12 protein-coding genes and 2 tRNA genes are annotated in these 17,846 nt (G+C 45.8%); 9 read left to right on the forward strand and 5 right to left on the reverse strand.

Going from position 1 to position 17,846, the window contains the following annotated elements:
* Both NQ544_RS12430 and NQ544_RS12435 read right to left on the reverse strand, forming a co-directional pair.
* Positions 1 to 74: transfer RNA gene (locus NQ544_RS12430), tRNA-Asn, on the reverse strand.
* A 50-nt stretch (positions 75 to 124) separates the two neighbouring features.
* Positions 125 to 198, reverse strand: a tRNA-Asn gene (locus tag NQ544_RS12435).
* A gap of 275 nt (positions 199 to 473) precedes the next feature.
* Between NQ544_RS12435 and NQ544_RS12440 the strand changes: the two genes are divergently transcribed.
* The 8 genes from NQ544_RS12440 to NQ544_RS12475 all read left to right on the forward strand — a co-directional run bounded on the left by NQ544_RS12440 (position 474) and on the right by NQ544_RS12475 (position 12,027).
* Positions 474 to 2,138, forward strand: a complete 1,665-nt coding sequence (locus NQ544_RS12440) for a S41 family peptidase (protein ID WP_006849191.1) — start codon at positions 474 to 476, stop codon at positions 2,136 to 2,138.
* Between the two features lie 153 nt (positions 2,139 to 2,291).
* Positions 2,292 to 2,759: a ribosome assembly cofactor RimP gene (gene rimP / locus NQ544_RS12445; RefSeq protein ID WP_006849190.1), complete on the forward strand. Its 468-nt coding sequence runs from the start codon at positions 2,292 to 2,294 to the stop codon at positions 2,757 to 2,759.
* Between the two features lie 3 nt (positions 2,760 to 2,762).
* Positions 2,763 to 4,025 (forward strand): transcription termination factor NusA, encoded by a 1,263-nt coding sequence (nusA, locus tag NQ544_RS12450; RefSeq protein ID WP_006849189.1) that lies wholly within the window; start codon positions 2,763 to 2,765, stop codon positions 4,023 to 4,025.
* Between the two features lie 61 nt (positions 4,026 to 4,086).
* Positions 4,087 to 6,930 carry a translation initiation factor IF-2 gene (infB, locus tag NQ544_RS12455; protein WP_006849188.1) on the forward strand — a complete coding sequence of 948 codons (2,844 nt, stop codon included), beginning with the start codon at positions 4,087 to 4,089 and terminating at the stop codon, positions 6,928 to 6,930.
* Between the two features lie 138 nt (positions 6,931 to 7,068).
* The gene (sufB, locus tag NQ544_RS12460) at positions 7,069 to 8,520 is read left to right on the forward strand and encodes a Fe-S cluster assembly protein SufB (RefSeq protein ID WP_006849187.1); all 1,452 of its coding nucleotides are present in this window, start codon (positions 7,069 to 7,071) and stop codon (positions 8,518 to 8,520) included.
* Between the two features lie 43 nt (positions 8,521 to 8,563).
* Positions 8,564 to 9,319 (forward strand): Fe-S cluster assembly ATPase SufC, encoded by a 756-nt coding sequence (gene sufC, locus NQ544_RS12465; RefSeq protein WP_022120772.1) that lies wholly within the window; start codon positions 8,564 to 8,566, stop codon positions 9,317 to 9,319.
* Positions 9,320 to 9,333: 14 nt separating this feature from the next.
* The gene (gene sufD / locus NQ544_RS12470; RefSeq protein WP_040553786.1) at positions 9,334 to 10,677 is read left to right on the forward strand and encodes a Fe-S cluster assembly protein SufD; all 1,344 of its coding nucleotides are present in this window, start codon (positions 9,334 to 9,336) and stop codon (positions 10,675 to 10,677) included.
* Between the two features lie 135 nt (positions 10,678 to 10,812).
* The gene (locus tag NQ544_RS12475; RefSeq protein ID WP_006849184.1) at positions 10,813 to 12,027 is read left to right on the forward strand and encodes an aminotransferase class V-fold PLP-dependent enzyme; all 1,215 of its coding nucleotides are present in this window, start codon (positions 10,813 to 10,815) and stop codon (positions 12,025 to 12,027) included.
* A gap of 292 nt (positions 12,028 to 12,319) precedes the next feature.
* Here NQ544_RS12475 and NQ544_RS12480 read toward each other — a convergent pair whose 3' ends face one another.
* Positions 12,320 to 12,451 carry a hypothetical protein gene (locus tag NQ544_RS12480; protein ID WP_006849182.1) on the reverse strand — a complete coding sequence of 44 codons (132 nt, stop codon included), beginning with the start codon at positions 12,449 to 12,451 and terminating at the stop codon, positions 12,320 to 12,322.
* Between the two features lie 256 nt (positions 12,452 to 12,707).
* Between NQ544_RS12480 and rnhB the strand changes: the two genes are divergently transcribed.
* On the forward strand, positions 12,708 to 13,316 hold the full coding sequence (gene rnhB / locus NQ544_RS12485) for a ribonuclease HII (RefSeq protein WP_040553784.1): 609 nt from the start codon (positions 12,708 to 12,710) through the stop codon (positions 13,314 to 13,316).
* Positions 13,317 to 13,515: 199 nt separating this feature from the next.
* On the opposite strand, the gene NQ544_RS12490 is transcribed toward rnhB, so the two are convergent.
* Positions 13,516 to 15,735 carry a hypothetical protein gene (locus tag NQ544_RS12490; protein ID WP_040553782.1) on the reverse strand — a complete coding sequence of 740 codons (2,220 nt, stop codon included), beginning with the start codon at positions 15,733 to 15,735 and terminating at the stop codon, positions 13,516 to 13,518.
* Positions 15,736 to 15,755: 20 nt separating this feature from the next.
* The gene (locus NQ544_RS12495) at positions 15,756 to 17,834 is read right to left on the reverse strand and encodes a RagB/SusD family nutrient uptake outer membrane protein (protein ID WP_006849179.1); all 2,079 of its coding nucleotides are present in this window, start codon (positions 17,832 to 17,834) and stop codon (positions 15,756 to 15,758) included.
* Between the last annotated feature and the right edge of the window lie 12 nt (positions 17,835 to 17,846).

The raw sequence follows: 17,846 nt of genomic DNA on the forward strand, positions 1-17,846 counted from the left end.
CGCTTCAAGATGGGCTTGAACCAACGACCCCCTGATTAACAGTCAGGTGCTCTAACCAACTGAGCTATTGAAGCAATTTGCTATGAAAGAAGATGAGTTACGAGGCTAACCTGAAACTCTCTTGCGCTTCAAGATGGGCTTGAACCAACGACCCCCTGATTAACAGTCAGGTGCTCTAACCAACTGAGCTATTGAAGCGTTTTTTTTCTGTAAAGAACATGACGTTCCTTATTTGCGTGTGCAAAAGTACTAACTTTTCTTCATTCTGCCAAATTTTTTGCTGACTTTTTTCGCTTTTTCTCTAAAAAAGTGTATTTTTTCTTATCTTTGTGCCACTTTTTGCCTATTTTATGGTGTTTTTCGCAAAGAAATGAGTACTTTTGTGGTCGAAATCTTCTCCCGAGGGCGAATGCCGTGAAGAGGGGGAGAAAATAACCAATAAGTTGAATCATATACAATTAAATAAGGTAACAATGAAAAGAATACTGTTCTCCTTGCTTATGGTGCTCCTGGCAGTTCCTACTTTTGCCCAGGTTGACAAAGATCATGACTTCAAAGCCGCAAAGAATATGGAAATATTCAATGCCATCTACAAAAATCTCGATTTAATGTATGTTGATACGCTCGATGCTGAAGTTGTGGTCGGAAATGGAATCAATGCCATGTTGCGTAGTCTCGACCCTTATACTACCTATTATCCTGAGCAGAAGATGAAGGAACTCAAGAACCTGCTCACCGGCAAGTATGCGGGTGTAGGTGCGGTGATACGCTACAATTTCCAGTTGCAGCGCGTCTGTATCAGCGAGCCTTACGAGAATATGCCTGCTGCAGAAGTGGGACTGAAGAAGGGTGACATCATCCTGAGTATTGATGATGAGGATATGACCAATAAGGAGGTGAGCTATGTCAGCGATCATCTTCGTGGTGACCCAGGTTCTTCTTTCATGCTGAAAGTTAAACGTCCAAGTACAGGCAAGACGATGAAGGTGAAGGTAACACGCCGTACCATCCAGTTGCCGTTCTTGCCTTATTATGGCATGTTGGAGGGTAACATCGGTTACATCAACTTCAATTCCTTTACCGAGCAGTCAGCCAAGGAAGTGCGTCGTGCTTTCATCGATTTGAGAAAGCAAGGAGCCAAGAGTTTTGTCTTCGATCTGCGTAATAATGGTGGTGGTTCTGTTACCGAAGCGGTCAGCATCATCAATATGTTCTTGCCTAAAGGTAAGACAGTCTTGGAGATGAAGGGAAAGTTGCAGCGTTCTAATCATGTTTATAAGACCACGGTTGAACCGATAGATTCCGTTATGCCGATGGTGGTATTGGTGAACGAGAATTCTGCCAGTGCCAGTGAAATCATGAGTGGCAGTCTGCAGGATTATGACCGTGCTGTAATATTAGGTACGCGCACGTATGGAAAGGGATTGGTGCAGACTACCATGGATTTACCTTATAACGGACAGGTGAAACTTACTACTGCTAAATATTTCATTCCTAGCGGTCGATGCGTTCAGGCACTCAACTATAAGCACGATAAGGGTGGTTATGTGGAGCATGTTCCCGACTCTCTTACCAAGGTGTTCTATACCGCAGGTGGCAGAGAAGTGAGAGATGGAGGTGGCGTGAAGCCGGATGTTGAAGTAAAGCCTGATTCTTTGCCAAACATCGCCTTCTATCTGGCTGGTGCCCGCGACAGTAATGAGGTGATGCTTAATTATGAGGTTGATTATATCGCCAAGCATCCTACTATTGCTCCTGCGAAGGAATTCTCGCTGACCGATGCCGACTATGATGAATTCAAGACACGCGTGTTGAAGGCTAACTTCCAGTACGACCGTGAAACAGAAAAGTATCTCAAGGACTTGGAAAAACTCGCTAAGTTTGAAGGCTACTACGATGATGCCAAGGCTGAGTTTGAGGCTTTGAAGAAAAAACTGAGCCATAATGTGGCAAAGGATCTGGATTATAACAAGGATTACATCAAGCATCTGTTGGAAAATGACATCGTTTCTGCCTATTATTTCCAGCGCGGTGCCATCCAGAATTCCATGCGTTATGACAAGCAGATTAAGGAAGCAGTAAAAATGCTGAATTCTCCATCAGAATACGAAAAAATACTGCATCCTGTGAAGAAATAAGTACAAAAACGTGCACAATCGATTAAAAATGTGCACGTTGCGAATAAAAAGTTGCATTTTTTTTGGCTAATCACAAAAATATTTGTAATTTTGCAACGTTCAGTGGAATGAGGGGCTCACAAGAGTTCCTCATTTTATTTTAATAAGGTATATATGATTGATAAAAACGTCGTAAAAAAATTAGTTGAAGAATGGCTCCAAGATAAGGAATATTTCTTGGTAAGCATTGAAATCAGTCCCGACGATAGAATCGTTGTTGAGATTGACCATGCCGATGGAGTATGGATTGAGGATTGTGTTGCCTTGAGTAAGTATATTGAGGATCATTTGAACCGTGACGAGGAAGACTATGAGCTCGAAGTTGGCTCTGCAGGCTTGGGTCAACCGTTCAAAGTTCCGCAGCAGTATATCAATTTCATTGGCAAGGAGGTAGAGGTGCTTGATGCCGACGGCAAGAAGGTGAAGGGTATCTTGAAAGCTGTTGAAGGAAATGACTTCACAGTTGGCGTTGAAGAAAAGGTAAAGGTTGAAGGTAAAAAACGTCCGGTTAAGCAGGAGGTTGATCACGTTTACCAGATGGATAAAGTAAAATATACAAAATACATAATTAGTTTCAATTAAGTTATGGCTAAAAAAGAGCAAGAATTGACAGCGAGTATGGTTGATACATTCCGCGAGTTTAAAGAAACAAAGAATATCGACCGTACTACATTGGTAAGTGTATTGGAGGAGAGCTTCCGTAATGTACTTGCCAAGATTTTTGGTAGTGACGAAAACTTTGATGTCATCGTGAACCCTGACAAGGGTGACTTCGAAATTTATCGCAACCGTATAGTTGTTGCTGATGGCGAAGTTGAAGATGAAAATAAGGAAATTACACTTTCTGAGGCTCGTAAGATTGAGCCGGATTACGAGGTTGGTGAGGATGTAAGTGAGACGGTTGACTTCAATAAGTTTGGTCGTCGTGCCATCTTGACTCTTCGTCAGACTTTGGCTTCCAAGATTCTTGAGTTGGAGCATGATTCACTCTACAACAAATACAAGGATCGCGTAGGTCAGGTTATCTCTGGTGAGGTTTATCAGGTTTGGAAGCGCGAGGTTCTGATTGTAGATGATGAGAACAACGAGCTCATGTTGCCTAAGACTGAGCAGATTCCTGGTGATACTTACCGCAAGGGTGAGACTGTTCGTGCGGTCATCCTTCGTGTAGACAACGAGAACAATAATCCAAAGATTATCTTGAGCCGTACTGCTCCAATCTTCCTGCAGCGCCTGTTGGAGGCTGAGGTTCCTGAGATTGCAGACGGTCTGATTGCAATCCGCCGTATCGCCCGTCTTCCGGGAGAGCGTGCTAAGATTGCTGTTGAAACATTCGATGAGCGTATCGACCCGGTTGGCGCATGTGTAGGTGTTAAGGGTAGCCGCGTTCACGGTATCGTTCGCGAACTTTGCAACGAGAATCTCGATGTCATCAACTACTCAAGCAATACCAAACTCTTCATTCAGCGTGCGTTGGCTCCAGCCAAGGTTTCTTCAATCAATGTTGATGATGAGAACAAAAAAGCAGAGGTTTACTTGCAGCCTGAGGAAGTTAGTTTGGCTATCGGCCGTGGCGGTATGAACATCAAACTGGCTTCTATGCTTACAGAATATACCATCGACGTATTCCGTGAGGTAGACGAGAATGAGGCCGATGAGGATATCTACTTGGATGAGTTCTCTGATGAGATTGACCAGTGGGTTATCGATGCAATCAAGGGCATCGGTCTTGATACTGCCAAGCAGGTACTCAATGCACCTCGCAACTTGCTGATTGAGAAGGCCGACCTCGAAGAGGAGACCGTTGATCATGTACTCAGCGTGTTGCGCGCCGAATTCGAACAATAATTCCCTTGCCAGCGAGTGCTTGCAGGGAATCTAACTTTAAAAATAGGAGAATAAATAATTTATGAGCATCAGATTAAATAAAGCACTACGTGAATTAAATATAGGACTTCAGACGGCAGTTGAATTCCTAGAGAAAAGAAAAGACCTGGGAGATGTCAAGGCAGAACCGAGCTTCAAACTCACCGACCAGCAATACAAGGCATTGAATGATGCCTTCAGTCAGGACAGAGAGGTTCGTGATCAGGCTGAGAAACTCTTTACCAAAAAAGCAAAAGATAAGAAGCGTGCGCCAGAGCAGAAGGACAATCGCGCTGAAAGCTTGTTGGAGTCTAATGGACAGCAGCAGTATAAGCCGCTGGGAAAGATTGACTTGGACAATATCGGTAAGAAGCCTGCTGCAGAGTCTGTTGCGGAAAAGCCTGAGACTGCTGCCGTCAGTCCTGAGCAGAAGAAAGACGCTCCTAAGGCTGAGCAAAAGAAGGAACAGAAGCCACAACAGGCTTCTCAGCATAAACAGCAAATGAAACAGGAAAATCATCAGAAATCACAGCAGTCAAACGCTCAGATGAATAAGCAGAATGCTCCTCAGGGAAAGAAAGAGCATCATCATGCTAAGAATGAAACTGCACAGCATTCTGCTGGCGCAGCAGACAACAGCGTGTTTACTCTCAAGAGTGAGAAGAAGTTTACTGCTAATGAGCCTAAGGTGTTGGGCAAGATAGATTTGTCTTCCCTCAACCAGAGTACTCGTCCTAAGAAGAAAACCAAGGAGGAGCGCCGCAAGGAACGTGAGGAGAAAATGGCTCAACAGCACAATGAGCGCAAAAAGCGTGTTCGTATCAACAAAGAACGTGTTGACATCAATGCCGAAGCTAAGAATAATGGCGGAGGTAATGGCAACAACGGCGGTAATAACAAGAAGAACAAAAACCGCAACAGAAATAATAACAATAATAATCGCGGCAATAACAACAACCGCGGTAACCAGCGCCAAATCGAGGTTGATGACGAGGCTGTAGCACGCCAGGTTAAGGAGACTCTTGCACGTTTGACCAGCAAGAGTCAGAACAAGAAGGGTGCTAAGTACCGTAAGGAGAAGCGTGAGGCTGTTCAGGAGAAGTTGCAGGATCAGGCTCGTCAGGAGCAGAAGGAAAGCAAGATCCTGAAACTTACTGAGTTCGTTACCGTTAGCGAGTTGGCTACGATGATGGATATCAGCGTTACTCAGGTTATCTCTACGCTGATGGGCGTAGGTATCATGGTTTCTATCAACCAGCGCCTGGATGCAGAGACCATCAACATGGTAGCTGAGGAGTTCGGTTTCAAGACCGAATACGTGAGTGCCGAGGTTCAGGAGGCCGTGAGCGAGGAAGAGGATGATGAGAACGACTTGGTTCCACGTGCTCCAATCGTAACCGTCATGGGTCACGTAGACCACGGTAAGACCTCTTTGCTCGACTATATTCGCAATACCAATGTGATTGCCGGTGAGGCAGGTGGTATTACCCAGCATATCGGTGCATACAGTGTTACGCTGAACAGTGGCCGCAAGGTTACCTTCCTGGATACTCCAGGTCACGAGGCGTTTACCGCCATGCGTGCCCGTGGTGCCCAGGCTACCGATATCGCCATCATCATTATCGCAGCCGATGACTCTGTGATGCCTACTACCAAGGAGGCTATCGCTCATGCCCAGGCTGCCGGTGTGCCTATGGTATTCGCAATCAACAAGATTGATAAGCCAGGTGCTAACCCAGACCGTATCCGTGAGGACTTGGCTAATATGAACCTGCTCGTTGAGGAGTGGGGTGGTAAGTATCAGTGCCAGGAAATCAGTGCCAAGAAGGGTATCGGTGTTCACGATTTGCTCGACAAAGTGCTCCTCGAGGCTGACATGCTCGACTTGAAGGCTAACCCTAACCGTCGTGCAACAGGTACCATCATCGAGTCTTCTCTCGACAAGGGTCGTGGATATGTTTCTACCGTATTGGTTGCCAACGGTACCTTGAAGGTAGGCGACATCGTACTCGCTGGTACTTCTTGGGGTCGTGTCAAGGCGATGTTCAATGAGCGTAATGCCAACATCAAGTCAGCAGCTCCTGCTGAGCCAGCTATCATCCTCGGTTTGAATGGTGCGCCTACTGCAGGTGACCAGTTCCACGTAATCGAGACTGAGCAGGAGGCTCGCGAAATCGCCAACAAGCGTGAGCAGTTGCAGCGTGAGCAGGGCTTGCGTACTCAGAAGCGCTTGACCCTGGGTGATATCTCTCACCGTATCGCACGTGGTGAGTTCCATGAGTTGAACGTTATCGTGAAGGGTGATACCGATGGTTCTGTTGAGGCTTTGAGCGACTCATTCATCAAGCTTTCTACCGAGAAGGTTCAGGTGAACGTGGTGAACAAGGCTGTGGGTCAGATTTCAGAGAACGACGTGATGCTGGCATCTGCTTCAGATGCAGTCATCGTTGGTTTCCAGGTTCGTCCATCTGCCGATGCTCGTAAGGCTGCCGACCGTGAGGGTGTTGAAATCAACACATACTCTATCATCTACGATGCTATCGACGATATCAAGAGTGCGATGGTTGGTATGCTCGACAAGGTGAAGAAGGAAATCGTTACCGGTCAGGTTGAGGTTAAGCAGACCTTCAAGATTTCTAAGGTGGGTACTATTGCCGGTGGTCTCGTTACCGAGGGTAAGGTGCACGCTAAGGATAAGGCTCGCGTCATCCGTGACGGTATCGTGATCCGTACTGCTGAAATCGGTGCCTTGAAGCGTTACAAGGACGATGTCAAGGAGGTGGTTACCGGTATGGAATGCGGTTTGAGCCTCGTCAACTACAACGATATCCAGGAGGGCGACGTTATCGAGACCTTCACTGAGATCGAGGTAGAGCAGAAGCTTTAATAAAGTGAAGAGTGAAGAACGAAAAGTGAAGAATTCATTTGTTTTTCGCTCTATCATATATATAATAAGGTAGGGATGAGTCCGCAGCGGCTTATCCCTATTTAGGGTTAAAATAACGAAAGGTTATTCTAAATAACAATGGCAGAGAAAGAGAAAGAACAGAATCAGGTTGTCAAGGATGTGATAGACCAGAAATACGAGTATGGTTTTACCACCGATGTACATACTGAAATCATAGAAAAGGGTCTCAACGAGGATGTTGTGCGCCTGATCTCGCAGAAGAAGGGAGAGCCAGACTGGATGCTCGAATTTCGTCTGAAAGCCTACAATTACTGGAAGACGCTCAAGGAGCCAAAGTGGGGACACGTTCACGTGCCACCTATTGACTACCAGGAAATTTCATACTATGCCGACCCTTTGGCAAAGAAGCCGAAGAACAAGGAGATTGATCCTGAGTTGGAGAAGACATTCGACAAACTCGGTATTCCTCTGGAGGAGCGTCTGGCTTTGAGCGGTACCGCCGTAGATGCCATCATGGACTCTGTGTCGGTGAAGACTACTTTCAAGGAGAAACTCCGTGAGAAGGGCGTCATCTTCTGCAGTATCGGAGAAGCTGTGAAGGAGCATCCTGATTTGGTAAGAGAGTATCTGGGAACTGTAGTTCCTTATCGTGATAACTTTTATGCAGCCTTGAACAGTTGCGTATTCAGTGATGGCTCATTCGTTTATATTCCTAAGGGCGTCCGCTGTCCGATGGAATTGAGCAGTTACTTCCGCATCAATGCCCGTAACACCGGTCAGTTTGAGCGTACATTGATTATCGCTGATGATGATGCTTATGTTTCTTATCTGGAGGGATGTACAGCGCCGATGCGTGATGAGAACCAGCTCCATGCGGCTATCGTAGAGATTATCGTCAAGGATAATGCTGAGGTGAAATACTCTACCGTTCAGAACTGGTATCCTGGTGATGAGCATGGTAAGGGTGGTGTGCTGAACCTGGTAACCAAGCGAGGCGACTTGCGCGGTGTGAACTCTAAGTTGAGCTGGACTCAGGTAGAGACGGGTTCTGCGATTACCTGGAAGTATCCTTCCTGTATCTTGCGTGGCGACAACTCTGTAGCTGAGTTCTACAGCGTAGCTGTTACCAACAACTATCAGGAGGCTGATACCGGTACCAAGATGATTCACATGGGTAAGAACACCAAGAGTACCATCATCTCGAAGGGTATTTCGGCAGGTCATAGCCAGAACTCCTATCGTGGTCTGGTTCGTGCCACATCCAATGCCGATAATGCGCGCAACTACAGTTCCTGCGACTCTTTGTTGCTGGGCAGCGATTGTGGAGCGCATACCTTCCCATATATGGATGCCCATAACGACACAGCCGTGTTCGAGCATGAGGCAACTACCTCGAAGATTTCAGAAGACCAGCTCTTCTATTGCAATCAGCGAGGTATTCCTACCGAGGAGGCTGTCGGCTTGATCGTAAACGGTTATGCCAAGGATGTGCTTAACAAGTTGCCTATGGAGTTTGCCGTTGAGGCACAGAAACTCCTGAGTGTTTCACTCGAAGGAACCGTAGGATAGTTATCATAATTCTCGATGAAATCGATAAAAAATGACTAAAATTATGTTAGAGGTAAAGAATCTGCATGCAACTATTGCAGGCAAAGAAATATTGAAAGGTATCAACCTGACTATCAACGATGGTGAGATACATGCTATCATGGGACCTAACGGTTCCGGTAAGTCAACCTTGAGCGCTGTGCTTACAGGTAACCCTCTCTATACCGTAACCGAGGGCGAGGCTATCTTCAACGGCAAGAACCTTCTGGATATGAAGCCAGAGGACCGTGCCCGTGAAGGCTTGTTCCTCTCTTTCCAGTATCCGGTGGAGATTCCTGGCGTATCCATGACCAACTTCATGCGTGCGGCTATCAATGCCAAGCGTGAGTATCAGGGGTTGGAACCATTGAACACAAGCGAATTCATGAAGCTGATGCGTGAGAAGCGCGAGTTGGTGGAATTGGACAGCAAGTTGGCTCGCCGTTCAGTAAACGAAGGTTTCTCGGGTGGTGAGAAGAAGCGCAACGAGATTTTCCAGATGGCTATGCTGGAGCCAAAGCTTTCTATTCTCGATGAAACCGACTCTGGTCTCGACGTGGATGCGATGCGTATTGTAGCAGATGGTGTGAACAAGATGCATACCGACAAGACATCTGCCATCGTCATCACTCACTACGAGCGTCTGCTCGATATGATTAAGCCAAGTGTGGTTCACGTACTCTATAAGGGTAGAATCGTGAAGACTGCCGGTCCTGAACTTGCCAAGGAGATTGAGGCTCGTGGCTACGACTGGATCAAGGCTGAAGTAGATGAGAAATAATTAGGAGGATGGCTATGCATTCAGAAAAACAATATTTAGACTTGTATCAGTCTTCTTCGAGAATAATCAAGAAGAACAGTGCTGAGGTGCTCAATGCGGTGCGCGATGCAGCATTCGAGGACTTCCGTCGCTTGGGCTTCCCTTCCCGAAAGATAGAAAGATACAAGTACACAGATATGAGCGCCATCTTCGAGCCAGACTATGGCTTGAACTTGAACCGTCTGGAAATTCCGGTAGATCCATACGAGGCTTTCCGCTGCGATGTGCCTAATCTGAGCACTTCGCTCTACTTCGTTGTAAACGATGCTTTTTATAACAAAGCATTGCCAAAGGTAGAGTTGCCAGAGGGTGTTATCGTGGATTCTTTGAACAAGATTGCTGCAGAAAACCCTGAATTCATCGGGAAATACTATGCCAAGATTGCCAAAACCGATGAAGATGGCATCACCGCATTGAATACATTCCTGGCACAGGATGGTTTGCTGATTTATGTTCCAAAGAATGTAAAGGTGGAGCGAACCATTCAGGTCATCAATATTCTCCGTTCGGATGTAGATTTGATGGTGAACCGCCGTGTTCTCATCGTGATGGAACCGGGTGCTGAGGCTAAGTTCCTCTTCTGCGACCATGCAGCCGATGACAAGAACTTCCTCGCTACTCAGGTTATCGAGGCATTTGTAGGCGAGAATGCCAGTCTCGACCTCTATTGCCTGGAGGAGACTCATTACAAGAACAGCCGTGTCAGCAACGTTTATATCGAGCAGCAGGCTAACAGCCGTGTAAACCATAACGTCATCACGCTTCATAACGGTATTACCCGCAACCGTCTTGACCTCGTATTCAAGGGCGAGGGAGCTGAGTGCTTCTGCAATGGTTGTGTGATTGCCGACAAGAACCAGGTGGTTGACAACAATACGCTCATCGATCATCAGGTGGGTCATTGTACCAGCAACGAGCTTTATAAGTATGTACTCGATGGTGAGGCACGTGGTGCTTTTGCCGGTAGAGTGCTGGTTCGTCATGGTGCCCAGAAGACTATTTCTCAGGAAACCAACCAGAACCTCTGTGCTACGAAGACTGCCCGCATGTTCACCCAACCGATGCTGGAGATTTATGCCGATGATGTGAAGTGTGCGCACGGTAGTACTGTAGGTCAGCTCAACGATGCCGCATTGTTCTATATGCAGCAGCGTGGTGTGAGCCGCGAGGAGGCTAAGTTGCTCCTTCAGTTTGCATTTATCAACGAAGTCATCGACAAGATGGAGCTGGAGCCATTGCGCGATCGCCTGCATCATCTCGTAGAGAAGCGATTCCGTGGTGAACTCAATAAGTGCGAGGGCTGCAAGCTTTGCAAGTAGATAATTATGTAGTTAAAGGAGTTAAGAAGTTAAAGGAGTTAAGACAATTGTTATATTGTTTGAGATTCCTTTTGAAGACAGATTTACCGATGTCTTAACTTCTTTAACTCCTTAACTTCTTAACTTCTTAAAATTATGTATGATATCAATCAAGTAAGAGCAGATTTCCCGATTTTATCGAGAAAGGTCTATGATAAGCCATTGGTGTATCTGGATAATGCGGCAACCACGCAGAAGCCATTGTGCGTGCTCGATGCCATGCGCGACGAGTATCTCAATGTAAATGCGAATGTGCATCGTGGTGTTCACTATCTCTCTCAGCAGGCCACCGACCTACATGAGGCAGCCCGCGAAACTGTGCGCAAGTTTATCAATGCGCCTAAGGTTGAGGAAGTCATCTTTACCCGCGGTACTACCGAGAGTCTGAATCTCGTGGTTTCATCGTTCTGCGATGCCTTTATGAGCGAGGGCGACGAGGTGATTATCTCTACCATGGAACATCATTCCAATATTGTGCCTTGGCAGTTGCAGGCTGCCAAGAAGGGAATCGCCATCCGTGTAATCCCTATTAACGATAAAGGTGAGATTAACCTCGATGAATTCGCCAATTTATTTACCGAACGCACCAAAATCGTGAGCATTGCCCAGGTGAGCAACGTGCTCGGTACGGTGAATCCGGTAAAAGAGATGATTAAGATAGCTCATGAGCATGATGTGCCTGTCATGGTGGATGGCGCTCAGAGTACTCCTCACTTCGCAGTGGATGTACAGGATATGGATTGCGATTTCTTCGCTTTCAGCGGACATAAGATTTATGGTCCTACCGGTATCGGTGTGCTTTACGGCAAGGAGAAATGGCTCGACAAGTTGCCTCCTTATCAGGGCGGTGGCGAAATGATTGAGAGTGTAAGTTTCGAAAAGACTACTTTCGAGAAGTTGCCTTTCAAGTTCGAGGCTGGTACTCCTGATTATGTAGCTACCCACGGTCTGGCAAAAGCCATCGATTATGTTTCTGTGCTCGGCATGGATAACATTGCCAAGCACGAGCAGGAACTCACCCGCTACTGTATGGAGCAGATGCGAACCATCGATGGAATCAGACTTTTTGGTGAACAGGAGGGCAAAGATGCCGTTGTCAGCTTCTTGGTTGGTGATATTCATCACATGGATATGGGCACCTTGCTCGACCGTCTGGGCATCGCTGTACGTACCGGTCATCATTGCGCTCAGCCTTTGATGGACCGCTATGGTATTCTCGGCACCGTTCGTGCCAGCTTTGCCCTATATAATACAAAGGAAGAAATAGATGCGCTTGTAGCGGGCGTAAAACGAGTGGCTATGATGTTCTAAGAAAAAAACATTTTAGCCGTTTACAGCGCACGTAAAAGCCTTATTTAGCCAACTGGCGAGCGAAAGACAACCCACTGGCAAGCAAAGAACAGCCAACTGGCGCTACTGCGGACAGTTGGCTGTTTGCGTTTGGCAGTTATCAGAAACTGAAGTTTCGCATGTGGTTTAAGTACGGGCTGAAGGCCCAAAAGCTCCTAGCCCAGGGCAGCGCCCTGGGTATAATAGCAATCAGCAAGGCGCCCTGTAAGGGCAAAAGCTTTATGTTTTGTCTGGAGTTTTAAAGCTTTTGCCCTTACAGGGCGACAGGTTTGCGTCCATAATAACCCAGGGCGATGCCCTGGGCTAGGAGCTTCTGCCCTTTCAGGGCGTGTGGAGCAAAACTTGAGTTAGAAAGTAAAGGTTGGAATGCCCAAATACTCTTCACTCTTCACCCTTTTGTTGTAACGTGTTGCTATACTGGTACTTATGCGCTGAAGAGACGCTCTGACTCTTCATCCACTCTTCACCCTCTCTTCACCGCCTGGTGCTATGAGGGTGAAGAGTAGGTGAAGAGTAGGTGAAGAGTAGGTGAAGAGTTGGTGAAGAGTTGAAATGCTCTTATCTTTGTAACTGCCCTATAATTAGGCGGCTACAGAATAGAGGTGAAGAGTGAAGAGATAAACGTAAAATTCATCATAATTATGTTAGAAAGTCATTATTATAAGGATATGGTAGAGGCTGGCTGCGATGAGGCTGGCAGAGGATGTCTGGCAGGCAGCGTATATGCAGCAGCCGTTATCCTTCCGCCCGGTTATCAGAATGCCGAATTGAACGACAGTAAGAAGCTCACAGATAAGAAGCGCAAGGCGCTCCGCGAGCAGATAGAGCGTGATGCTGTAGCTTGGGCCGTGGGCATTGTTACTCCCGAAGAAATCGATAAAATCAATATCCTCAACGCCAGTTTTCTGGCTATGCACCGTGCCCTGGACCAGCTCAAGGTTCGTCCGGAAGCAGTTATCGTGGATGGCAACCGTTTCAAACCCTATAAGGATTTGCCTTATACAACCATCGTAAAAGGCGACGGCAAGTATATGGCGATAGCTGCGGCAAGCATCCTTGCCAAGACCTATCGTGATGATTACATGGATGCGCTGGCAGAAGAATACCCACAATACGATTGGAAAGGCAACAAGGGCTATCCTACCAAGAAGCATCGTGCTGCCATCAGGGAATTTGGTGTTACGCCTTATCATCGTATGAGCTATAATCTTTTAGGCACTGGAGAATTGAGTATAGATTTCAAGGATTAGAGCCTGCAGATATGCCCCTTTTTATGAAACAGGCTTCGATGGCTAATGAAACAGGCTTCGATGGTCAATGAAACAGGCTTCGTTTGCCATCGAAGCCTGCTTCATTTTTTAGGGCAGTTTTGATAAAAAAGTAAGAGGACGAACCTTCACAGGCTCGCCCTCTTTGTTTTTTATTAAATATGTATATCTGATAATATAATTACTTGATGTTAGTTCTCCATTTAGAAGCACCGATACCCAATTTGTAAATCTTTGAGTTCTTAACTTTATCGGTATTCTTATAGTAGAGTCCATCCATATTGTCATGCCAGTGACGTTTTGTAGGATCAGCTCCATTCTCATAGTTCTTTGGATTAGGATCCATCATCAGTTCAGTAGCTGAAATGTCATCTGGAGTAACCATAGCTGCCTCTGCACCATTTACAAGCATGCTTGGCCACTTACCGGCAGAGTTCTTCTTTGCATTGAATGCACCACCAGTGAACACCTGACCGGCAGTCAGATTGTTATTGGTAGACCAGTTGTTCTCAATGTCAAAGATGGCAATACCAGAACCATTGATAGTACGGATATCCATACCACCCTGATAGAGGTTACGGGTATCAGCCTCTTCCTTGGTCAAGATGAACAAGTTGTTCTTGACAGTAATCTTAGAACCACCTGGCAAGTATCTCAAGTCAAAGAGCTGACGGCCAGAACTACGTGTAGAGAAGTTTACGAATGTATTGTTCTCGAGCGTAATATTGTATGTGATATTATCGTTCCAAGCCAGATTCTTACCATTATCTGTGAAGAGGCAGGTACGAGGACTGTCATAGAATGTGTTGTTGCGGAATGTCATATTGTTGAAGATATTTGACTTAGGCTGCTTTCCGTCACCTGCAACCCATGCATATCCACGACCGTTGTTATCGTAGTAACCGCAGTTGTAGAAGTCGCAACCCTCAACGATTACCTTCTCGAACTTCTTGATCTTAGAACCCTGTACACGGATGAAACCACGAACCATGTGCTGGAAGCTACAGTTTCTAACCTCAAATGACTGCAAGGTAATTGCCATACCGTTAGAGTACATGTTGATGAAGTAGTTACCTGTACCATTTACACCTCCATTGAAGAATTCTGCCAAAGGACAGTCGAAATCAATGTCTTCGAAAATCAGAGATTTTACGAAGAGAGTAAATGCTTCACCGCTTTGTGGCTGGCGTCCAAACATGAAGTTGTTGCTCTTAGGAGCATTGTTTTCTGTCCACAAACCACCCATGTAAACCTTTGCGCGTCCCTTGCCAGCAGCAATATCTTCAGGCTTTGTACGGAGAGTGAAGCCCTTAGAGAGACTCATGTTGTCTCTGAAGTAGTAAGTCTTACCACCTTCAAGCTCGAAAACAGTACCTTCGGCAAGTTTGTTGTTCTTGACATAGTCAGTAAAGACTTCATCAAGGCGCATGGCATTCCACTTAGATACGTCTACAGTTTTACTCTTGTCACTCAATGTATCAACAGCAGTAACTTCGTGCTTGATAAGAACAGGTTCTCCTACCTCGCCATCTGTACGTACAGAGAGTGTGTTGTAAACAGCATCTACCTTTACAGGCACGTTCTCATTCTCAACATTGATGATGTATACGCTACTTTCGTCCAATCCTTCAATATCAAAGTAACCGCGTTCGATGTCTTCATCTGTAATCTCATGGTTAGCCCATTCTGCTGGTACCTTTGCTTGTGGATTTTCTGATGATGCAGCTACTGTCAGTTTCTGCATAACGAATTTATCATCTTCAACCTGGAAGTTTTTGGTAAACTCATCAGGATCACTTTCACTGGCTTTCCAGTCGGCTACAGCATCTGTATATGATTTATTCAGATAGATGCGCACTGAGTTCTTGGTAGGAGCACTCTGGGTAATAACCTCTGGTACAGGATAACGGTTACCGGTAGTTAGTCCGAAATATTCTGCCCAATGGCGACCATCTCCATAACCATACCACTTAGAGTTGTAGGCTTCACCTTTCTTGGAAAGTGTACGGATGGCAAAGCGGTAATCTGTAGAGTATTCCAGATTGTTGAAGATAATGTCGAGTTTGTCAGGACCTACGATTGTATCGAAAACGATTTTTTCAGGATTTTCCCAATCTTCTGCCAGACCTGATGAAACATTTGGCTGGAGTGCATATTTAATCTCGTAGCCTTTGCAGTCATCTACTCCATACCAGTATAGGTGGACACTGTTGTTGTGACCATTTACTGTAATAGTCTGAGAATTGTAAGGATCGCTATCTCCACGACCTGTATTGTCGTCCTTACGGAACATGGTCATGAACTCACGCTGGTCCTCTGCGCTTACGGTGTCATCATCTTTGCAGGAATCGAATGACAACGCACTCAGAAGCATGATAGTATATAATAAATATTTTTTCATTGTTATGTCCTGTTTAATCATTAATTAGCGTAACCATAATAATTCTTGTAAGTGCCACCACTACGCTGGATTGCGGCATTTGGAATAGGTAGGATGTAACGTACAACAGGCAGTTTGTCTGATGTCATTTCTGCGTTGGCAGAACCGATTGGGCTCAGCTGACCATTGTTCTGTACCAATGCAGGCTGTCCTTGTGCGTCACCACGCATGAAGCCATACAGAGAGTAGAGGCACTGGTTAGTTGGAGTACCATCGCCTTCGCTCCACCATCCAAAGTTATTTTCCTTTTTCTGCCACTTGTATTCATCGTTTGTGATGTCTTCAGGGTCAATTGGTTTACGCTCAAGCGTATTATATGGATTGGCAATTTCCAGAATTTCCATCGCTGTGTTAGGGAAGATGGAAGTATTCTTTGGGTTTGCTATGCGGCGGTAATACAAGTCTACAGGGAGATCATTGTATCTGCCAGCTTCTACGCCGAAGTCGTACATCTCAACAGCATCGAGATATTGGCTGGTACCACCTGCATTTTCTCCAACACCATAATAGCGGAGGAAAGTGTAGTAAAGAACCTCTGAGTACATGTTGTTGCGAACCAGGTCCTTCCAGCGCATGTTCTCACCGGCGAATTCCCATTTGCGCTCATTCAATACCGCACGCAAGAATGCCTTCTTGGCTGTATTGTATCTTTCACCAACACCAGCCTGGCTTACAGAATCTACGTATGCATCAACTTCCTTACTCCAGTCTGTTGATTCAAAAGCACGGCGACGAACAGTCTTGAGGGCTTCCTTGGCTGCATCAGTAGGACCATCGTTCAGTTCATTGTCTGCTTCAGCAAACATCAGTAGAACATCGGCGTAGCGAAGGTAAGGGTAATTGATACCGGTGTTACCGCCACTATAGTTGGTGAAGTTTCCGCTGTTTGACCAGAGTTTAGACCACTTGTTGTTATACAGAGTATAATCGGCTCTGATAGCTGGAACACAGAGGGTATCACCTTGGTTAGAATAACTCCACATACCAATAACGTAATCACGGCGCAGGTCTTTCTCGTTGAAAGAGTAGCCATAGAATGCACTTACCTGAGCACTTCCCTTGGTTTCACCCCATACGTTTGGAGCAATGGAATAACCGGAACTTAAACTGGCTGCTGGACCTTGTATATAACCGATAGAGCCTGAGTTTTCCTTGGTAAAAGGAATCTCAAAGATTGGGTCGTCTGAATTGTCTACAACAAAGTTACATTCGTCGATGAATACATTTCTGTATGACTTTGTCAAATGATGGGTATTTGACTTGATAACAGAGTCTGCATAGTTTCTGGCAATTGTATAGAACTCCTTGTAGTTTTCAGGGCGCTGCATCACACCATGATTTGTTGCATCTTGCTTGTCAGGACGCAAAGAGTAGCCTCCTGCAGAAAGAGCCAAACGAGCAATCATAGCCCAACATGCTTCCTTGGAAACATGCTCGATGGTATTGTCAAGCTTGCGGGCATAGCTCATCTTAGGAGCAGCCTCACGCAAATCTTCTATCAACTTTGTGCGAATCTCGTCACGGCTGACAATAGGAGTTACGTAATCCTTCTTTTCTGAAGTAGGAGTGAAGGTAAATGGAACATCGCCCCACAAGTCTACCAGGTCGTTGTAGAACATGGCACGAATCACCTTAGCTTCTCCTAGCATCTGCTCGCAGTTAGCATTGCCTGCTTTATAAACAGGACTGTTCTCTAACTGGTAGATGAAGTTGTTGGCATACTCAATACCCATATAGGCAGCATCCCAGGTCTTCTTGAGCTGGCTGGCATCACTTGTACAGTCAAAACGACGGAAAGCACCACTTGCTGGAGTTTCTGATGAGTTGGTTGAAAAATCAACGTCACTGTTAAAGCAGAAATTGGTCAGGAAATTCTCACCATACAAATTGCTGTTGAGCAACTGCGCATATACGCCGTTGAGCGCACGATTAATTTCTGTTTCTGTTCCGAAGACATATTTGTCATCGTACTTAGACGGGGTATCTACATCAAGATAATCGTTACAAGATGCAAATGTGGCGCAAGCCAATCCCGCCATTAATATATATTTTAATTTCATATATCTCAATTT

The sequence above is a fragment of the Segatella copri DSM 18205 genome, assembly GCF_025151535.1.
GTDB classification, from domain to species: domain Bacteria; phylum Bacteroidota; class Bacteroidia; order Bacteroidales; family Bacteroidaceae; genus Prevotella; species Prevotella copri.